21 protein-coding genes are annotated in these 16,616 nt (G+C 42.3%); 8 read left to right on the forward strand and 13 right to left on the reverse strand.

The genetic code is table 11. The features are described 5' to 3' along the window. Window positions 1-265 precede the first annotated feature (265 nt). Window positions 266-883: a TetR/AcrR family transcriptional regulator gene (locus tag QUB80_RS31440; protein ID WP_289793385.1), complete on the forward strand. Its 618-nt coding sequence runs from the start codon at window positions 266-268 to the stop codon at window positions 881-883. Here QUB80_RS31440 and QUB80_RS31445 read toward each other — a convergent pair. Beyond that, window positions 864-1,520 carry an HD domain-containing protein gene (locus QUB80_RS31445; RefSeq protein WP_289793386.1) on the reverse strand — a complete coding sequence of 219 codons (657 nt, stop codon included), beginning with the start codon at window positions 1,518-1,520 and terminating at the stop codon, window positions 864-866. The genes QUB80_RS31440 and QUB80_RS31445 overlap by 20 nt on opposite strands. 347 nt (window positions 1,521-1,867) lie before the next feature. Beyond that, window positions 1,868-2,593: a hypothetical protein gene (locus QUB80_RS31450; RefSeq protein ID WP_289793387.1), complete on the reverse strand. Its 726-nt coding sequence runs from the start codon at window positions 2,591-2,593 to the stop codon at window positions 1,868-1,870. Window positions 2,594-3,024: 431 nt separating this feature from the next. Between QUB80_RS31450 and QUB80_RS35100 the strand changes: the two genes are divergently transcribed. After that, window positions 3,025-3,147: an RICIN domain-containing protein gene (locus QUB80_RS35100; protein WP_353962238.1), complete on the forward strand. Its 123-nt coding sequence runs from the start codon at window positions 3,025-3,027 to the stop codon at window positions 3,145-3,147. On the opposite strand, the gene QUB80_RS31455 is transcribed toward QUB80_RS35100, so the two are convergent. The 7 genes from QUB80_RS31455 to psbD all read right to left on the reverse strand — a co-directional run bounded on the left by QUB80_RS31455 (window position 3,126) and on the right by psbD (window position 8,647). Further along, entirely contained in the window at window positions 3,126-3,350 is a 225-nt protein-coding gene (locus QUB80_RS31455; protein ID WP_289793388.1) for a hypothetical protein, read from the reverse strand. The genes QUB80_RS35100 and QUB80_RS31455 overlap by 22 nt on opposite strands. Before the next feature lie 43 nt (window positions 3,351-3,393). After that, window positions 3,394-3,708: a hypothetical protein gene (locus QUB80_RS31460; RefSeq protein ID WP_289793389.1), complete on the reverse strand. Its 315-nt coding sequence runs from the start codon at window positions 3,706-3,708 to the stop codon at window positions 3,394-3,396. A 486-nt stretch (window positions 3,709-4,194) separates the two neighbouring features. Continuing rightward, the gene (locus QUB80_RS31465; protein WP_289793390.1) at window positions 4,195-4,830 is read right to left on the reverse strand and encodes a Uma2 family endonuclease; all 636 of its coding nucleotides are present in this window, start codon (window positions 4,828-4,830) and stop codon (window positions 4,195-4,197) included. Window positions 4,831-4,862: 32 nt separating this feature from the next. Continuing rightward, complete coding sequence (locus tag QUB80_RS31470) at window positions 4,863-5,048, reverse strand: PCP reductase family protein (protein WP_289793391.1); 186 nt, start codon at window positions 5,046-5,048, stop codon at window positions 4,863-4,865. Window positions 5,049-5,115: 67 nt separating this feature from the next. Beyond that, entirely contained in the window at window positions 5,116-6,144 is a 1,029-nt protein-coding gene (locus tag QUB80_RS31475; RefSeq protein WP_289793392.1) for an alpha/beta hydrolase, read from the reverse strand. Window positions 6,145-6,219: 75 nt separating this feature from the next. Continuing rightward, window positions 6,220-7,608 (reverse strand): photosystem II reaction center protein CP43, encoded by a 1,389-nt coding sequence (gene psbC, locus QUB80_RS31480; RefSeq protein ID WP_289793393.1) that lies wholly within the window; start codon window positions 7,606-7,608, stop codon window positions 6,220-6,222. Further along, the gene (gene psbD / locus QUB80_RS31485) at window positions 7,592-8,647 is read right to left on the reverse strand and encodes a photosystem II D2 protein (photosystem q(a) protein) (RefSeq protein ID WP_127011367.1); all 1,056 of its coding nucleotides are present in this window, start codon (window positions 8,645-8,647) and stop codon (window positions 7,592-7,594) included. Before psbD ends, psbC begins: the two co-directional genes overlap by 17 nt. A 393-nt stretch (window positions 8,648-9,040) precedes the next feature. Between psbD and QUB80_RS31490 the strand changes: the two genes are divergently transcribed. Beyond that, complete coding sequence (locus QUB80_RS31490; protein WP_289793394.1) at window positions 9,041-9,637, forward strand: photosystem I assembly protein Ycf4; 597 nt, start codon at window positions 9,041-9,043, stop codon at window positions 9,635-9,637. Between the two features lie 95 nt (window positions 9,638-9,732). On the opposite strand, the gene QUB80_RS31495 is transcribed toward QUB80_RS31490, so the two are convergent. Beyond that, window positions 9,733-9,969 carry a hypothetical protein gene (locus tag QUB80_RS31495; protein ID WP_289793477.1) on the reverse strand — a complete coding sequence of 79 codons (237 nt, stop codon included), beginning with the start codon at window positions 9,967-9,969 and terminating at the stop codon, window positions 9,733-9,735. Between QUB80_RS31495 and QUB80_RS31500 the strand changes: the two genes are divergently transcribed. From QUB80_RS31500 to QUB80_RS31520, 5 genes are all read left to right on the forward strand, one after another. Further along, window positions 9,866-10,612, forward strand: coding sequence for a peptidylprolyl isomerase (locus QUB80_RS31500; protein WP_289793472.1), 747 nt, complete (start codon window positions 9,866-9,868; stop codon window positions 10,610-10,612). The two genes, QUB80_RS31495 and QUB80_RS31500, sit on opposite strands and share 104 nt — an antisense overlap. A 128-nt stretch (window positions 10,613-10,740) precedes the next feature. Beyond that, window positions 10,741-11,976, forward strand: coding sequence for a beta-ketoacyl-ACP synthase (locus tag QUB80_RS31505; RefSeq protein WP_289793395.1), 1,236 nt, complete (start codon window positions 10,741-10,743; stop codon window positions 11,974-11,976). 390 nt (window positions 11,977-12,366) lie between these two features. Next, window positions 12,367-12,834 carry a translation initiation factor IF-3 gene (gene infC / locus QUB80_RS31510; protein ID WP_289793473.1) on the forward strand — a complete coding sequence of 156 codons (468 nt, stop codon included), beginning with the start codon at window positions 12,367-12,369 and terminating at the stop codon, window positions 12,832-12,834. Between the two features lie 197 nt (window positions 12,835-13,031). Beyond that, window positions 13,032-13,220: a hypothetical protein gene (locus tag QUB80_RS31515; RefSeq protein WP_289793396.1), complete on the forward strand. Its 189-nt coding sequence runs from the start codon at window positions 13,032-13,034 to the stop codon at window positions 13,218-13,220. A 142-nt stretch (window positions 13,221-13,362) separates the two neighbouring features. Then, window positions 13,363-13,566 carry a bromodomain-containing protein gene (locus tag QUB80_RS31520; RefSeq protein WP_289793397.1) on the forward strand — a complete coding sequence of 68 codons (204 nt, stop codon included), beginning with the start codon at window positions 13,363-13,365 and terminating at the stop codon, window positions 13,564-13,566. A 273-nt stretch (window positions 13,567-13,839) separates the two neighbouring features. Here the strand turns inward: QUB80_RS31520 and QUB80_RS31525 are convergent, their stop codons facing one another. The 3 genes from QUB80_RS31525 to QUB80_RS31535 all read right to left on the reverse strand — a co-directional run bounded on the left by QUB80_RS31525 (window position 13,840) and on the right by QUB80_RS31535 (window position 16,599). Beyond that, window positions 13,840-14,355 (reverse strand): hypothetical protein, encoded by a 516-nt coding sequence (locus QUB80_RS31525; protein ID WP_289793398.1) that lies wholly within the window; start codon window positions 14,353-14,355, stop codon window positions 13,840-13,842. A gap of 10 nt (window positions 14,356-14,365) precedes the next feature. Continuing rightward, on the reverse strand, window positions 14,366-15,910 hold the full coding sequence (locus tag QUB80_RS31530; RefSeq protein ID WP_289793399.1) for a bifunctional aminoglycoside phosphotransferase/ATP-binding protein: 1,545 nt from the start codon (window positions 15,908-15,910) through the stop codon (window positions 14,366-14,368). A 92-nt stretch (window positions 15,911-16,002) separates the two neighbouring features. Then, window positions 16,003-16,599, reverse strand: coding sequence for a 50S ribosomal protein L25/general stress protein Ctc (locus tag QUB80_RS31535; RefSeq protein WP_289793400.1), 597 nt, complete (start codon window positions 16,597-16,599; stop codon window positions 16,003-16,005). Between the last annotated feature and the right edge of the window lie 17 nt (window positions 16,600-16,616).

Raw genomic sequence — 16,616 nt, forward strand, 5'->3', positions numbered from 1 at the left:
CGACACGGTGCACGATATATCACGATATATATCGTGTCCGTGTCTCTCCCTAATAGTGAACAAGGAAGGAGCAGGGGGGATGAACAGACAAGGGGAATAATTAATGACTAATAACCAATGACGACCTTAATAAGTTAACTTTATTAGTGCCGACCTTCTAAATATAAGTTTTGCGTAAATCCTACGGTTTTCTCTAAATCATCTGGGATATTAAACAGTGTGTGGAGTGTGCTAAAGGTTGGTAAGTAGCAGGAAACAGTAAAAAATGGTACGTGCAAAAACAACTGATATAGAACGTGAGAGTTCGGTTGAGAAAGTTGAACAAATTCTCCAAGGAGCGATGCAGGAATTTTTAACGCATGGCTTTGCTGGTACAAGTATGGATAGGGTAGCAGCAACAGCTGGTGTTTCTAAAGCTACTGTTTACAGCCACTTTACAGATAAAGAAGGACTATTTAAGGCTTTAATTGAGCGGCTAGCACGTAAAAAATTTCATTCTATCTTTGGTAATGAACCCTTAGAAGGAGAGCCATCTCAGGTACTGCGCCAAGTAGGAAGCAAAGCTTTAGAGCAGATGCGCGAGGATCAAGAGCATTGTGCATTGATGCGCGTGCTAATTGGAGAATCGGCTCGTTTTCCAGAGTTAGCGAAAGTTTGCGTTCGTGCCATGATAAAGCCGATATTTGAGACTTTGAGTCAATATCTAGCTTCTCATCCGGAACTTAAAATTGCCGATCCAGAGGCTGTCGCGAGAATTTTGGTTGGATCGTTAGTTCATTTCCATATTACTCAGGACGTGTTGCACGGCAAAGACATCATATCGATGGAAGGCGATCGCATCCTTGATACTATAATTGACTTGATTATGAAATCTGCTCGATAAACTGAATTTCTACTTCCAGGTTGTGACGAGCGGAAGATTCAGAATTTGCGAACATCAAATCTGTAAAGTAAATCCGATGCCGTTGCAGAAATTGTTGCAAAACCTTCTTTCTACCTGCCAGATATATTGCATCTGGTAACCAAGCATATTCTTGACGAATTGCCAGGGCGTATTGATTATACTTTAATGGGTGAGTACCTAAAATCGCTAAATCCGCATCCAGCAATATCTGAGTATCAAAATCATCTGATTCGGCTTGATGATGTTTGGTATGCAAAATCAGGGTAGAGACTTTGGTAATTGTAGGAGGGGAAATAGTAAGTGATTTTAAGACTTCAACAGCATAAATAGTACTGTTCTGTTCATTGTTTTTTGCTTGAGCATCATAAATAACATCATGAAACCAGGCAGCAAATTGAACTGCTGGCAAATCTTGAGCCTGGTTTTGTAAAGTTTGTATCGTATTTAGTACATGATGGATGTGTTCTAGGGTGTGATAATAACGACCTTGACTTGAGTAGGCTGTAACTAGATGAGTAAAAGCTTTTTCGGCAGTAGCTTGCTCTACTCCAAAAGATAGGAGTAGATGCCACCAATTCTCAAATAATTTCTCTATGATTTGATTTTGAGGCTCCAAAGCAAAATAATTTCTGTTGAACTAAAGAACATTCCCATTATGTAGCAATACGGTTTAGTTAAAGGTAGCCGACACCTCAAAAGGAACGTCTACACAGACAAAACCTGCCTTTATTATGTATTTTGTTGTTAAGGCAACAGCACAGACTTGATTAGCATTGTAGTGTCTGAATGAAATTGATGCCTCCAAAAATTAGGGACATGAGTGCAGTAGCAAAGAATACTCCTCCGACAACGGTTAGAATTTGTTTCACAAATTTGGCAGTTGCGATGAGACTTTTCTTAAGTAAAATTGAGTTAAGTAAACCTAATCTCCTAACTGCCCAATCAAGAAAAGGCTATACTTACCTAACAACTATAATGATGGCAAGTTCCGTAAAAAGGATCGATAGGTTTTACTGGCTCAGAGGCAGGGTTATAAGAAGGGGTAGGAGTATTATCTATATAGTGATAGTCTCGTTTATGATCTTGTGGACTGCTGCTACTACCATTAGATAAAAATAATCTTAATAGAAACAATGATGCTTCTAATTGCTTTTTTCTGAGTGCTTGCTGCTGTTGGATATAAGCTTGTTTTTGTTCTGGAGAGAGGCTGTTAAAGTACTGTCTTCTTCTTTCTACTTCTTCAATTTGTCTTTGTGTTGCAAGTCTACGAGCAGCTGCATATTCTTCTTGTCTTCTTTTTCTTTCTTGTTCACGAGCTTGACGTTCCTGCAATCTTTGCTCACGTTCCCGTTGTTGCATCTCTAATCTTATTTTTCTTTCCCGCGCTCTTTGTTCTTGCTCTGTTCTTAATCTTTCCCGTCTTTCCATTCTGTCATTTGTTCTGTCTATTGTATCAACGGTCTTGAGAATTTCATCGAATAATCCTGCAACAATGATCTCTTGCGAGTTTGCTTGATGGTCTAATCTTTGATTTGATGGTAATCCATTCTGGTATTTCGATGCTGCGAAAACTGGGTTTGCATTGGCGATAACAATCAGTAAAAACCCAATTTTAGGGAATACTTTATTCATAATTTTCAAACGAGTCAACGAAGAGTTGGAGTTTTTAGTGTTCTGATTAATCAGCATGACTATAATTTGGGTAGATAGAATTAGAGAAGGAAACTAACAGTAGCAAGCTTGTGATATTACTTCCTTGTGGCTGATAGTTTATATACGTACTCAATTCTCTACGTACTGCAAAAGACTAAAAGAATTTTAGAGGATAATGCGTAGAAACTAAAGTGCCAGCTTGGCTGGATTATAGTTCAAATCGATGCTCTCAGGAATATGGCGCACTCAAATTCTACGTGGGTTTGGAGCAACTGTGATTTTCTTTTTCCAGACAGGCAGTAGTACTAAAAAGCAAACTCCAGTCACCAAGGCTTTTTGTAGCAATAATTCCCGATAGCCTAAGTCATAAATGGCATACCAATTGGATTGCCTCTGAGCCTTACTTACAAGAAGGAATCAATGTTATTCAGTATGACAAAGGAAATAACGATAACTCTAAATGGAAGTTGGAAGATGCAGGTGATGGCTATTTCTACATCATCGGCAAACAAAGTGGTAAGGTTCTACAGGTAAATGGTGGCAACAAGGATAACAGTGCAAATGTCGATCAATGGACAAAAAAACGTTGATCGACACAAATGGAAATTTGAGGCTGTGTAGTTAAACCCTTTACCGCTTTGTGAACTTTGCTCGACTCCTGAATTTTCAGGAGTCGGTTTTTCTGTCGATTTCCACTCCAAGCGATCGCTACTCCAACAGAGTAAGGTGGGCAGGTAGTTAATGCTAACTCTGGCTTTTCTGTTTCATGGGGTATAGCAGTTAGCTTCAACAATTTTGTAGAAGCTAAGGTTTCTTTAGTTTAGAGTGGCTCACTGCTACTTGTGCTGGTGTAATTGCTCTATTATGTAAGCTTCTAGTTCTTGCCTTTCTCGGTTACTTGCCTTTCGTTGGTAACTCCTGCCTGTTTCTTGAATAAACTTACGTTTCTCACTTTGAGAAGAATTGAGTTTAGTTCCCCCTTGCTTCAAGTTTTTGTGTAATTCCTCCCACGTTTTTTCACCCACACTTTCGCCAAGTTTTACCAGTGCTTGAGGTAGTAATTTTCTAGCCTCTGTTTGAAAATCCTCCTCTGTCTCTAGAGAACTGAAATCTACATTGCTGAAGTCTAAATTGATTTCAAACTTATTCATTAAATTATATTTGCTCCATTGACAACTAATGCAGTAGATACACTCTACAGTCTTTTAAATACTGACTATTACATAATAATTTTAATAATATTTCACTCTGTACCTATTTATATTTGAAGATTTTTATGAGATAATCACAAGTTTAAAATTATATTTTTTAATTGTCAATTTATAATGATGTCAAGCTAGGATTTATTAGCTTTATAAGCTTTAAAGTTTAAATTAATCATATTGCGATCGCCTAAATTCAAATTAACAAACTAGATTATTTAAACTAGATACAAAAATATCAGAAGCTCAATTATACTGGTGGGAAAAGCCTGTAATCTAGCTGGCATGAATTTAATTGAGTTTCAACGGGAACCTGCTAGTCACAAATTTTGCGTAAATCTATGATGTTGAAGATTTGAAAGCGGTAGTGAAAATTCTTAGAAGATTGGGTGATTTGTGATTGTAGTTGGCAACACTTCCCTAACAGCTTCACCCCTAATTCCCTCTTACTTTTTCCCTCACCCACTGTCGCACCGCTCGCAGAATTGCTAGTCTCCCACCTATCCGATGTTCCTCAATTAATTGCGGTAGTTCTTTAATTGGTAAATTAGGAAACACTAAGCTTGTTTCTGCCTCAATATATTCACTCTCTTGGAGATGATATATTTTCAATTCCCCAACATCGTAACACCATAATTCCGGTACTCCCAAACGTGCATAAATCGGAAAGCGGTTTAGAGACTTGCTGGTAACATCTATTTCCAGTGCTAAATCAGGCGGTGGATCTTGTGTCAAATTTACATCCAGCCTACCTCGAACCGCGTCAACATTCTGGAAATAAAAGCAGTTATCAGGCTCTAAGCCTGCCATCCGGCTTTCTCGTTTCCAAGTGGTAGAACCATAGCTTTCGTAGTCCCGTTCAAGTTCTTGGGCAATATCTTTAGTTAAGTCGCTAATTACTTCTTTGTAATATTCATGTTCAGGCAGAGGCGTCATAATTTCCAAAGTTCCGTTATCGTAAGCAATCCTTGCAGCACGATGCTCTCCCAAATCTTTGAGGAGATTTTCAAACTGTTCCCAACTGATGTTGTAAAGTAGAACGCGATCGGCACGCCTGCTAGCGATTGTCATAAAAACGGCTCCTGCGGTTATCTCCCATCAAATTACTGCCCAAACTCAAGCCTAGCCTGCTCAACCAATTCTGCTGTAATAATTTCTTGCTCTGCTTGACGAGCCAGTTGCTCAATTCGTGCTTTAGCTTGAGCGCGGGCGAAGAAGGGTATTTGCTTTAATTTTGCTTTGGCTTCGGCTGTCCATTTTAAAGCATCTGGAAAATTGGAGTCGTCCATACTACCCCCATCCTCACCTAAATTAATATTGGAGAAAAAATTCGGTTAATCAATACTGATTATCACCTTAAACGCCTTTAAAGAACTTTTCTACGCTTTGCTGCCAATATTCTTTATTCACAGTAACAAGTAACTGATGCTTTGCATTGGGAAAGATAACAAGTTGTTTTGTGGCTCGCAAATTCTGGAATAACTCATTAATTTCTGTCATATTCGTCCATTGATCTTGTTTACCTTGAAATACCAAAGTTGGACACTTAACTTGGTTAGCATAGGTAACTGGATTATGAGCAAAGCCATTAAATCCTTGCTGAATACTGCCCCAAAAGACAAGCAACTCAGCTGTAAGAAATGAAGGAATATTGACAGCTCTCAATCGGCTCTTAACAGCATTCAACAGCCGAGCAAAGGGAAGTTCAAGAATAATAGCATCGGGTTCAATTTTCTCTTGAGCGAGGGCTTTTAAAATAGCTGCACTTCCCATTGAAACTCCATAAAGCACAATCGGATGTTTTAGATTTAACCGTTCAGCATAATTAACCACTAGAGCAACATCTTTAGCTTCCCGTATACCAAGAGTTGTTGTATTGCCACTGGAACCCCCCACACCTCGAAAATCCACCAATAAGGAGTCATAGTTTAAGGCATGAAACACCTTAGTTGGGGCTAGCAGTTGCTTTCCTTTACTGCTTCCATTACCGGGAAATAACAATATTGTCCCATTCGGCGAAGATTGTTTAGCAGGGACGAACCAAGTTTCCAGCCACTCAGTCTGGTTAATCGAAATACGTTGCTTGACATATTTAAGTCCAATATCTGTTGGAATTGTGAAATTCTCAGGTCTGGGAATGCCCAAGCTAAACTCTCCTGGGGAGCTAAAGTGAGTGAGGGTGTAAGCACCTATGCAGGCGATCGCATTAATTACAACAACAGCGACTAATACAGCCTGAGCAATTCGCTGCTTCTGAAGTATCCTTAATAATTTTTTAACTGCCGATACTTTTCGTCCCTGCAACATAAATTTCATCACCTGGGAATTTCTATTTTGGCTGATGATAAACAGGATGGAAAGATAGCACCCAATTGGCACAAACATACAAAAATAAAAAAGCCCCTGCTTTTACACAGGAGCTTCATCAATAATTGTCAGTGATGAAAGAAAACTTATGTTTTAGTCGATGTCCTTCATGAACAACACTGGTTCTGTTTCACGGTCAATACCTTTTTCAAAGCCAGCAGCAGCAGCACGAGCACGACCAGCATGCCACAGGTGACCGATGAGGAAGAAGAAAGCTAAAACGAAGTGAGAAGTTGACAACCAAGCACGGGGGTTGACGTAGTTGAAGGAGTTAGGCTCGGTGATTACACCACCCACAGAGTTGATAGAACCGTTGGGAGCGTGGGTCATGTACTCAGATGCACGACGAATTTGCCAAGGCTGAACGTCGTTCTTGATCTTGTCAAGATCCAAACCGTTGGGGCCGCGAAGAGGCTCTAACCAAGGGCCGCGGAAATCCCAGAAGCGCATAGTTTCACCACCAAAGATGATTTCACCAGAGGGTGAGCGCATCAGGTATTTACCCAAACCTGTGGGGCCTTGAGCAGATGCAACGTTAGCACCAAGTTTTTGGTCACGAACCAAGAAGATGAAAGACTGAGCTTGAGAAGCTTCAGCGTTTGTAGGGCCGTAGAATTCACTGGGGTAAGCAGTGTTGTTGAACCAAACATAGCAAGAAGCAATGAAGCCCATTAGGGAAAGAGCGCCCAAGCTGTAGGAGAGGTAAGCTTCACCAGACCAGATGAAAGCACGACGCGCCCAACCAAAGGGCTTGGTGAGAATGTGGAAAATACCACCAGCAATACAGATTAAAGCAACCCAGATATGACCGCCAATGATGTCTTCCATGTTATCAACACCGACGATCCAGCCGTCACCACCGAAGGGAGACTTAAGCAGATAGCCAAAGATGACTGCTGGGTTCAATGTTGGGTTGGTAATAATACGAACATCACCACCACCAGGCGCCCAAGTATCGTAGACACCACCAAAGAACATTGCCTTTAGCACCAACAACAAGGCTCCACATCCCAAAATAATCAGGTGGAAACCGATAATGTTGGTCATCTTGTTCTTATCTTTCCAGTCATAGCCAAAGAAGGAGGAATAATCTTCTAAGACTTCTGGGCCACGAATGGCATGATAGATACCGCCAAATCCTAGTACGGCGGAGGAAATTAAGTGCAGAACACCAACGACAAAATAGGGGTAGGTGTCTATTACTTCACCACCAGGGCCAACTCCCCATCCGAGAGTTGCCAAGTGAGGCAGAAGGATAAAGCCTTGCTCGTACAAGGGTTTTTCAGGGACAAAGTGAGCAACCTCAAACAAGGTCATTGCTCCAGCCCAGAAGACAATCAAACCTGCGTGAGCAACGTGTGCGCCCAACAGTTTGCCGGAGAGGTTAATCAGACGAGCGTTACCAGCCCACCAGGCAAATCCGGTGGAATCTTGGTCGCGTCCTGCTCCCAGAACGCCAGGTCGATTAGAGAGCGTTACCACGAGGTAATACCTCCTCAGGGAATACAAATTTCTCGTGTGGCTGATCTTGAGGAGCCATCCAAGCGCGGATACCCTCGTTCAGCAAAATGTTTTTGGTATAGAAAGTTTCAAACTCTGGATCTTCTGCTGCGCGCAGTTCTTGAGAGACGAAGTCGTAAGCACGCAGGTTCAATGCCAAACCAACGATGCCAACCGCACTCATCCACAAGCCTGTGACTGGTACAAACAACATGAAGAAGTGCAACCAGCGCTTGTTGGAGAAAGCAATACCGAAGATCTGAGACCAGAAACGGTTTGCTGTCACCATCGAGTAGGTTTCTTCAGCTTGAGTTGGATTGAAGGCGCGGAAGGTGTTTGCTGCTTCGCCGTCTTCAAACAGGGTGTTTTCGACTGTCGCACCGTGAATCGCACACAGCAGCGCACCACCCAATACTCCTGCTACACCCATCATGTGGAAGGGGTTGAGTGTCCAGTTGTGGAACCCTTGCAAGAATAGCAAGAAACGGAAGATTGCTGCGACGCCAAAGCTCGGAGCAAAGAACCAGCTTGACTGTCCCAAGGGGTACATCAAGAATACGCTTACGAATACGGCAATTGGTGCTGAAAATGCGATCGCGTTGTAAGGACGAATCCCTACCAAGCGAGCAATTTCAAATTGACGCAGCATGAAGCCGATTAAACCAAAGGCTCCGTGCAAAGCGATGAATGGCCACAATCCTCCCAACTGACACCAACGGGTGAAGTTGCCTTGAGCTTCTGGACCCCACAACAGCAATAGGGAATGTCCCATTGCGTCTGCTGGTGTGGATACTGCTACGGTTAGGAAGTTACATCCTTCTAGGTAGGATGATGCTAATCCGTGGGTGTACCAACTGGTGACGAAGGTGGTGCCGGTTAGCCATCCCCCTAGTGCCAAAAATGCACAGGGGAAGAGCAGAATACCAGACCACCCTACGAATACGAAGCGATCGCGCTTCAGCCAGTCGTCGAGAACGTCAAACCACCCTCTTGTGGGGGCGCGTCCAACTGCGATGGTCATCGGACTAAAATCCTCTTTTTTACTAAAATTGCAACCTTTTGAGGAATTTAACGCTTTTTTGACACATCAGGCTGCTTTGATGCTGCCGCTCTTATGAGAAGTCACCGCTTAAACTTAAGTCGGCTTCCCTCTTGCTTGTGCCAAAAGCACTACCACTTGCTGTAATCCAGCTTGTGATTACTTAATACTTTTTAACTTATCACATTGGTTCTGCTTTACGCCTGGTTTACATCAGTAAATCAGGTATTAAAAACAAACCTATTAAATATTATCAATATCAGAAATTTTACAATCTGACACAACTTTTCTCAGAAATCTTAAAATAAACTTGCAATAGAGCCTGCTCCAGTGGCAGACTTTTAAAGGGAAATTGTTAAACACCAAGGTAGTCCCATGACGACATCAACAACCATTAACAAAGGCGAGCCGCCTAAGGATAATGGCTTGGCTTCGCAAGTTTTGCATCAAAAAGTCATCGGTTCACGTCGGTTTAGTAACTACTGGTGGGCAACTATCGTCACCTTGGGAGCTACGGGCTTTTTACTGGCTGGGATATCTAGTTACCTAAGAGTAAATTTACTCATAGTTACTGATCCAACTCAACTAGTCTTTTTTCCCCAAGGCTTAGTGATGGGGTTGTATGGTGCGGCAGGCTTGGTTTTAGCTTCATATCTATGGATAGTAATTCTATTGGACGTGGGTGGCGGATACAACGAATTTAATCGGGAAACTGGCAAAATCAAAATTTTTCGTTGGGGATTCCCTGGTAAAAACCGTCGTATCGAAATTGACTGCAACACTCAAGATGTACAATCTGTACGAGCACAAATCAAAGAGGGTTTAAATCCTCTTCGTGCATTGTACTTGCGTGTTAAAGGTCGCCGTGATATTCCCCTCACCAGAGTCGGGCAACCCATGTCTTTAACAGAGTTAGAAACGCAAGGTGCAGAATTAGCAAAATTTTTGGGAGTACCTTTAGAAGGTTTGTAAGTAATTTGAGATTTGGGATCAAACACCAGAGTAACTCATAGCAAGTTTGTAGCAACTAACAGTAAAAGTAAAAGAAATGACGAAAAAATAAGCAACTACTGCCAAAAAGCAATATCTTTGACAGTGTTACTGACACTTACAGAAGCTAAGATACTCTGGTTGAGTCTATAACTGGCGATGCGGTTAAAAATTTCTGAATTTTTAGTTGTGCTTGTGATTGTTGTTAGCTTGATCACAGCTGGATGTTCTACACAACAAGCAGCTTCTAATACTTCTTCTCCTAATTCCACAGCTACCGAGGCAAGCACAAAAACAACGACAGAGACAACCACATCTGTATCTGAAGTTACAAAAGAGGCTGTTCCTGGAATGAACAATTTACCAAGACTTGAAGGCAAAGCCACTGTAGAGATGATTGTTAATGGCTCGCCGATCACAATCGAAGTAGACGGCACCAATGCCCCGATCACGGCTGGCAACTTTGTAGATTTAGTCAAACGTGGGGTATACGATGGAGTGGCCTTTCATCGAGTCATCGGCCCTCAGAGTAACCCACCGCAAGATCCTTTTGTAGCTCAAGGTGGAGATCCTCAAAGCAAAGATCCCAAAGTTCCTGCACAACGTTTAGGAACAGGTAATTTTGTTGATCCTAAAACAGGTACTCCACGCTATATACCCTTAGAAATTAAACCAAAAGGGGCAAAGGAGCCGATTTACGGTAAAACAATTACCGAAACGCCGGAGTTACCTCACAAACTTGGTACAGTTGCTATGGCGCGATCGCAGGTGCCTAATTCTGCCTCCTCTCAGTTCTACTTTGCTTTGGCAGACTTATCTTTCTTAGATGGTAACTATGCTGTGTTTGGCAAGGTTACTAATGGTATGGAAGTAGTAAGCAAAATTAAGCAAGGCGATCGCATTGAATCTGCGAAAGTCACCCAAGGTGGAGAAAATCTTAAAAACGGCGGACAGTAATTAGGAGGGGGAGAGTGAGAGATAGGGAAGATGGGGAAGATGAGGAAGAATTTACTCTTATCACTTCCTCACCTTTCTCAACTCCTTGTTCCCGTGTCCTCCTTATTCCCCATTCCTAAAATTCAAAATTGGTAGAGGTTGTTGTTACTGGTATTAGTTTAATTTCTGCTTTAGGTAAAAGCCTAGAAGATAGCTGGCAAAAATTAATAGCAGGAAATTCTGCTATTAAAGTCTATCAACCATTTCCTGAACTAAAATCACATCCCCTTGGGTTGATTGGTAAGCAACCAGCGCAAGTAAAAAAACTGACTTCTTTGCTTGTCACTTCTGCTTTAAAAGACGCTGGTTTGGTTCCACCCTTACCAGATTGTGCTGTTGTCATTGGATCTAGTCGCAGTCAACAAGCAGCATGGGAAGAGATGGCACGGCAGATGCATGAAGAGTGGGAGAGAGGGAAAGGGGGAGAGAGGGAGAATCTATCAAAAATATTCCCCGCGTCACCGCGTCTCCATGTCCCCGCGTCCTCTTCTTTCCCCCTATGCTCTAGGAATTGGTTAGACACTCTTCCGCACATGAATGCGATCGCTGCGGCACGACAAATCGGTGCTACTGGAATTGTGTTGGCACCAATGGCAGCTTGTGCTACTGGTATTTGGGCGATTACCCAAGCTACCGAATTAATTAAAACTGGGCAAGTAGCGCGAGTTCTGGTTGGTGCGGTAGAAGCTGCAATTACACCACTGACGATTGCTGGCTTTGAGCAGATGGGTGCTTTGGCAAACACAGGGGCTTATCCCTTTGATTTGCACCGTGAAGGTTTAGTTCTGGGAGAAGGGGGAGCTTTATTCGTCTTGGAATCGGCAGAATTGGCAAAGCAACGCCAAGCAAAGGTGTATGCTCAAATTCTCGGCTTCGGTTTAACAGTAGATGCATTTCATCCAAATGCACCAGAACCAGAAGGTAAAAGTGCGATCGCTGCTATCAAGCAATGTTTAGAACGCAGCAACTTAACACCCAACGATATTGATTACATTCACGCTCACGGAACAGCCACGCAGATGAATGACCGGATAGAAAGTTTAGTTATACAACAGTTATTTACTCAAGGTGTGGCAGTCAGTTCTACCAAAGGTGCTACAGGACATACACTCGGTGCATCAGGAGCTTTGGGCATAGCTTTTTCTTTGCTGACATTGCAGCATCAAATTTTACCACCTTGTGTAGGGATAAAGAAACCAGAATTTGATTTGGATCTGGTGAGAGAAGCGCGTAAAGCTGAAATTCGACAAGTATTGTGTTTAGGTTTTGGGTTTGGGGGACAAAACGGGGCGATCGCGTTGGGTTTACCTACGAACGCGAATTGATGAAAACTCCTCTTCTGTTGTCCCTAGCCTCAGCACCCCTATTTTCGCTTTTGTATAGCAATGGAAAAATTTTGGTCGTTAAGGAAGTTAGTTCTGTTTTGGGATTTTTTTCAGTTGGAACATTTCTTAACAGTTCGACAATGAAACAACGGAAAATCAAGGATTTATACAACTTTTGTTACAAAATTTTACAACGTGTCTCTTTTTGCTCGTATCTGCGCGGCCACCCTAATTGAGTCTACTCAAACCAGTGGCTTACTACAATTTATCCTCAAGCAGTTAAAAGTTCAGCATGATGTTCATAGTTAGCATTGTGTTACCTTAGTATTACTTGTAAAACAAAGTGTTGAACAAGTAAGAGGAATTATTATCGTCATCCAAAAGCAACTAATTAACTCACAAATCAAGTCACCTCAAGTCTTCTTGATTGATCATGAGAATAGCAATCGTGGTCTTACTGACACCCGTGAGGCTCTAGAGTTAGCCCAGAGCGTAGATCTTGACCTAGTTATAGTATCTGAAGGCAAAGACGCCCCAGTGGCGAAGATTCTCAACTATGGCAAGCTTCAATATCAAAAGAAAAAACGTCAGAGTCAGAGTTCTAGACCAACACTCAAGGAAGTTCGGCTACGTCCAAATGTAGGTGTGGCTGATTACAATTTACGCATCAATCAAGCCATTGAGTGGTTGAGTAAAGGCAATTCAGTAAAGTTTGTCATTCGTTTGCGAGGTCGAGAACATCAAAATCGCGGTCATGCGGGAGAATTGCTAGACCGCATTGTAACTAATCTAAGTCCAGTGGGTAAAGTCCTGTCGCTTGATAAACGCTCACTGATTGTTCAAGTTATTCCTGCCTAAATTAACCAGGAATCTCTTAAGGGTTTCTCAAAAAAGGAATTAGGCTAAATTAGCAGTTTGAGTCTATAACTCAAACATCTCATCCATATATTTCTATTGGGCATTAGTCAAATGGTTTAGCATAGCCTACTTGCCCACAGCGACAGCCCTATAGAATTTTCACACTAAGCGTTTGCTTTAGAAAAAATGGTGAGCTTGTGGCAACAGTAAATTATAAACAAACAGGGAAATATCTCCCACCTCAGATATTTATTTTGGGAATATGTTTTGTTCCTGGAGTAACTGAAATTAGCGGCGAACAGCTAACTGAAATACGGCGATTTATCAAGAGCGATCGCTTGCTTCAGCATTATTTGGAGCAGAAAATTCTGATCATTCAAGATTGAAGATTTGTCTCATAGTTGTTTAGCTTGAGTGTCATACCATTTCACGTTAATCACAATACATACAAATTATGTAGAGACATGCCATGCACGTCTCTACATGAAGATTATTAAACTTGAATAAGAGTTGAGGCATTGCTTGCTCATGGGCTTTAAGTATAAATGGAAGCATAGCTCTGTACCTTCGCGCGACAAGGCAGCACGCAGCAAGTATCTCCTGGAAGAAGGGCAGTTTAATAACAAAAAAGACCAAAATCTAGCAGAGCAAGAAGCTCGCAAACACTTAGGTGTACCAATGCGAATTCCAGACGATGATCGCTCTATACTGGGAAATTCACAAGACTGGTAGTAAGCGCCCCTCTCTCATTCGTGTTTAAATCTTTTACGAGATTTTAGCGTACTCCTCAAGAAGGGTAGGTATAAGTGAGGGTAGGGGGCAAGCAAAAAGCTTGCGTTTGATTGCTAGGCTAGCGATCGCCTAAAGCCTCTGATTTGAGAGTCACCTCCCCCACCTCTCCCTGTCCTGTCGGACACCCCTCTCCTTGGTAAGGAGAAGGTGAAGAAGTGAGGTTTTTCAATGCCTGGCGATAAAACTTGTATCATCGAGACTGCCTTCCACCTACTACCTTTGCCAAAACTTGGGAAAATTGAAACTTCCAAAAGAGCGGCGGTAACGGCGAGCAGGTTTTCTCGTCCGGCGTCTGGTATTTGTTGTCAAAGCAGACTGTTCTGATTCGGCGTTTTCTGTAAATTCTTCAGGGAGTTGGGTTCTATATTCTTCCTTGCTTTTCCACCAAGCAATCATCCAACCTCCCCCTATACCAGCTAAAGAACCCAGCAAGATACTTACGGGAGCTTGATACCCCAACAAAACAAAGCCTAGTAAGAAAAATAACCAGTATTTTAAACCAGCATCAATGCCCTCGGAAGAAGCCACAGAACCAGCCTTCGGACTGCCTTGGCTTGCTGTACTCATCCAGCCTATAGACAAACCACCTAAAACACCCAAGAAAAGGCTCTGGGATAGCGGATATCCTAGCGCCAGCAATATTAGTGTTAAAAACAACCCAAACAGTAGTTGATTAAAAAAGTTGGGTGAGATAGATAAGAAATTGCTGTTGTTCTTTTCTGGTGCCATGAGGTTAAGACTAGTAGCTAAAGATTTGTTTTAATTGTGCCTGTTGTGGTTGAGTAGTGTCCAAAATTTTAACTAATGGTTTTTCTTTTTCAGTAAAAGGTTCCGCCAATTTTTGTTGAGATGCCAATAAATCGGCAGTAGCATCAGCAATATCGCCCCTGCGGTTTTGCAACCGCTCCCTTATTACTTCTAGCGGTGCTTGACAGTGGAGAATTTGTAAAGGAATTTGCTTTTCTGTAGCTTGAGCGATCGCTTCTTGGCGCAATGCAGAACGGTCATACTTAGCATCCAAAATCACACTAAAACCTTGGGATGCTAGCATAATTCCCAATTCCAGCAAGCGTTCATAGGTTTTCTGAGTCATTTGGGGCGTATACAAATCATCTCCACCGCGTTGCATCAGGGGAATACCAGCCAAATGCTTCCTAACAGCATCAGAACGAAGATGAATTGCTCCCAACTGTCGAGCTAAATACCGTGCCGTCGTACTTTTGCCAGAACCAGACAATCCAGACATCAAAATTAATTGTCCTTGACAGGGTTTAGTATACTCCCAGGCTTGCTTGTAATAACCAGCCGCAGTATTTGCCGCCTCTTGCTTAACTTGGGCTGGCACACCAGGATCGTCTAACAAAAACGAAGTTACCTTAGCTCTAACATAAGCTTGACGGCTTAAATACAAAGGCAGCAGCTGCAAACCTTCCCAGTCGCCAGTTTGTTCTATATACGTATTCAAAAATGCATTACCCAAGTCCTGGCGCTGTCGTGCTTCCAAATCCATCACTGTAAACGCCACATCATACATGACATCGACAAAGCGAAACGGCTCATTGAACTCAATGCAGTCGAACAACAAAATTTTGTCTTGCCACAGAGCAATATTTCTCAGATGCAAATCGCCGTGACATTCTCGAATAAAATCATCAGTCATCCGGCTTTCAAATAACTCTGTACGCTCTGCAAAAAACTTATCTGTATACTGCTTAGTTTCTTCAAACTGTACCTGGGTTTGCGGCCCATTAATATATTTTTCAGTTTGTTGATAATTCTCATCAAACGCTGCTCGAATTTGCGACACCTCACCAAAAGAACGAATGTAATCGTTTGTCGCAGTTTGAGCATGAAATTGTGCCACTACCCGCCCCAACTCTTCTAAGTGAGACTCCTGCAACTTGCCTTGCTCAAACATTTCACTCAATAGCGCCGCTTGAGGAAACTGGCGCATCTTCAGCATGTATTCTACTGCCTCTGTCTTTCCTCCCAAATGGTATTGCCCTTCCACCAAAGTCACAGGCAAAACTTCCAAATACAGTTCCCCCGCTCCCCTTTGATTCAAGCGCAACTCCTCCTCAGCAAAATGATGCCGCTTTTCTAACGTAGAGAAATCCAAAAAGCCAAAATTGACAGGCTTCTTCACCTTATAAGCAAAATCCCCAGTCAACAACACATAAGAAATATGCGTCTGTATCAATTGAATCGGCTCCTGCACTGGATGCGGATAAAATCCAGGCTGCAACATTTGCTCAATTAAAGGTGGAATAGCAGCTTCTGTCATCTCTTCTCTTAGTGTCCTTTGTGCTCTTTGTGGTTAAATCAATAAAAAACCAGGGGTAAAGCCCTGGTCTCTTCAGCAATTTATCACAGATTTTAAGCAGTAGCTTCTGATTCTGTTCCCGTATCGGTGCTTTTTTGTGGAGGTAAAACACTGACAACCATTCGCGTTCCTTCATCCAACGCTGTTACACCAGACGGCAGTGCTATTTCACTGATATGTAGGTTGTCACCAATATCCATTTGAGAAACATCTACTTCAATGTAATCAGGAATATTCTGCGGATCGCAACGTACCTGCAATTCTGTAATCACAGGATCTAAAATTCCACTGTTTTGTTTCACACCGATCGCATCTCCCACAAAATGTAAAGGTATTTCGACATCGGTGGGGCCATGTCCTGCTACAGCAAAAAAGCTGAGATGGTAAGGTGTACCCTTAGCTGGATGGGTTTGCACTTCCCGCAGCAAAGTTTTGCCCTGCCAGGGTGCATCAGTCACTTTTAAATCAATCAAAGTGTTGTTGACTGAAGCTTTTTTTAGCAAGCGCTCTACAACCTTAGCGTCAATGCTCAACGCAATTGACTCTGTGCCTTTATGACCGTACAGGTTACCAGGTATTTGCCCAGAACGGCGCAAAGCCTTTGGCTTGCTACCTTCTGGACGCTTTTGACATTCAACATTAAGTTCCATACTTCAACACTTCAAGA

Source organism: Chlorogloeopsis sp. ULAP01, assembly GCF_030381805.1.
GTDB lineage: Bacteria > Cyanobacteriota > Cyanobacteriia > Cyanobacteriales > Nostocaceae > Chlorogloeopsis.

What these genes read in the sequence shown, in the direction of transcription:
- QUB80_RS31490 (WP_289793394.1), top strand. Translation starts at nt 9,041, where the DNA reads ATGACGACATCAACAACCATTAACAAAGGCGAGCCGCCTAAGGATAAT.
- QUB80_RS31525 (WP_289793398.1), bottom strand. Translation starts at nt 14,355, where the DNA reads ATGGCACCAGAAAAGAACAACAGCAATTTCTTATCTATCTCACCCAAC.
- QUB80_RS31475 (WP_289793392.1), bottom strand. Translation starts at nt 6,144, where the DNA reads ATGTTTGTGCCAATTGGGTGCTATCTTTCCATCCTGTTTATCATCAGC.
- QUB80_RS31470 (WP_289793391.1), bottom strand. Translation starts at nt 5,048, where the DNA reads ATGGACGACTCCAATTTTCCAGATGCTTTAAAATGGACAGCCGAAGCC.
- QUB80_RS31530 (WP_289793399.1), bottom strand. Translation starts at nt 15,910, where the DNA reads ATGACAGAAGCTGCTATTCCACCTTTAATTGAGCAAATGTTGCAGCCT.
- QUB80_RS31460 (WP_289793389.1), bottom strand. Translation starts at nt 3,708, where the DNA reads ATGAATAAGTTTGAAATCAATTTAGACTTCAGCAATGTAGATTTCAGT.
- psbD (WP_127011367.1), bottom strand. Translation starts at nt 8,647, where the DNA reads ATGACCATCGCAGTTGGACGCGCCCCCACAAGAGGGTGGTTTGACGTT.
- QUB80_RS31465 (WP_289793390.1), bottom strand. Translation starts at nt 4,830, where the DNA reads ATGACAATCGCTAGCAGGCGTGCCGATCGCGTTCTACTTTACAACATC.
- QUB80_RS31440 (WP_289793385.1), top strand. Translation starts at nt 266, where the DNA reads ATGGTACGTGCAAAAACAACTGATATAGAACGTGAGAGTTCGGTTGAG.
- QUB80_RS31535 (WP_289793400.1), bottom strand. Translation starts at nt 16,599, where the DNA reads ATGGAACTTAATGTTGAATGTCAAAAGCGTCCAGAAGGTAGCAAGCCA.
- QUB80_RS31520 (WP_289793397.1), top strand. Translation starts at nt 13,363, where the DNA reads ATGGGCTTTAAGTATAAATGGAAGCATAGCTCTGTACCTTCGCGCGAC.
- QUB80_RS31450 (WP_289793387.1), bottom strand. Translation starts at nt 2,593, where the DNA reads ATGCTGATTAATCAGAACACTAAAAACTCCAACTCTTCGTTGACTCGT.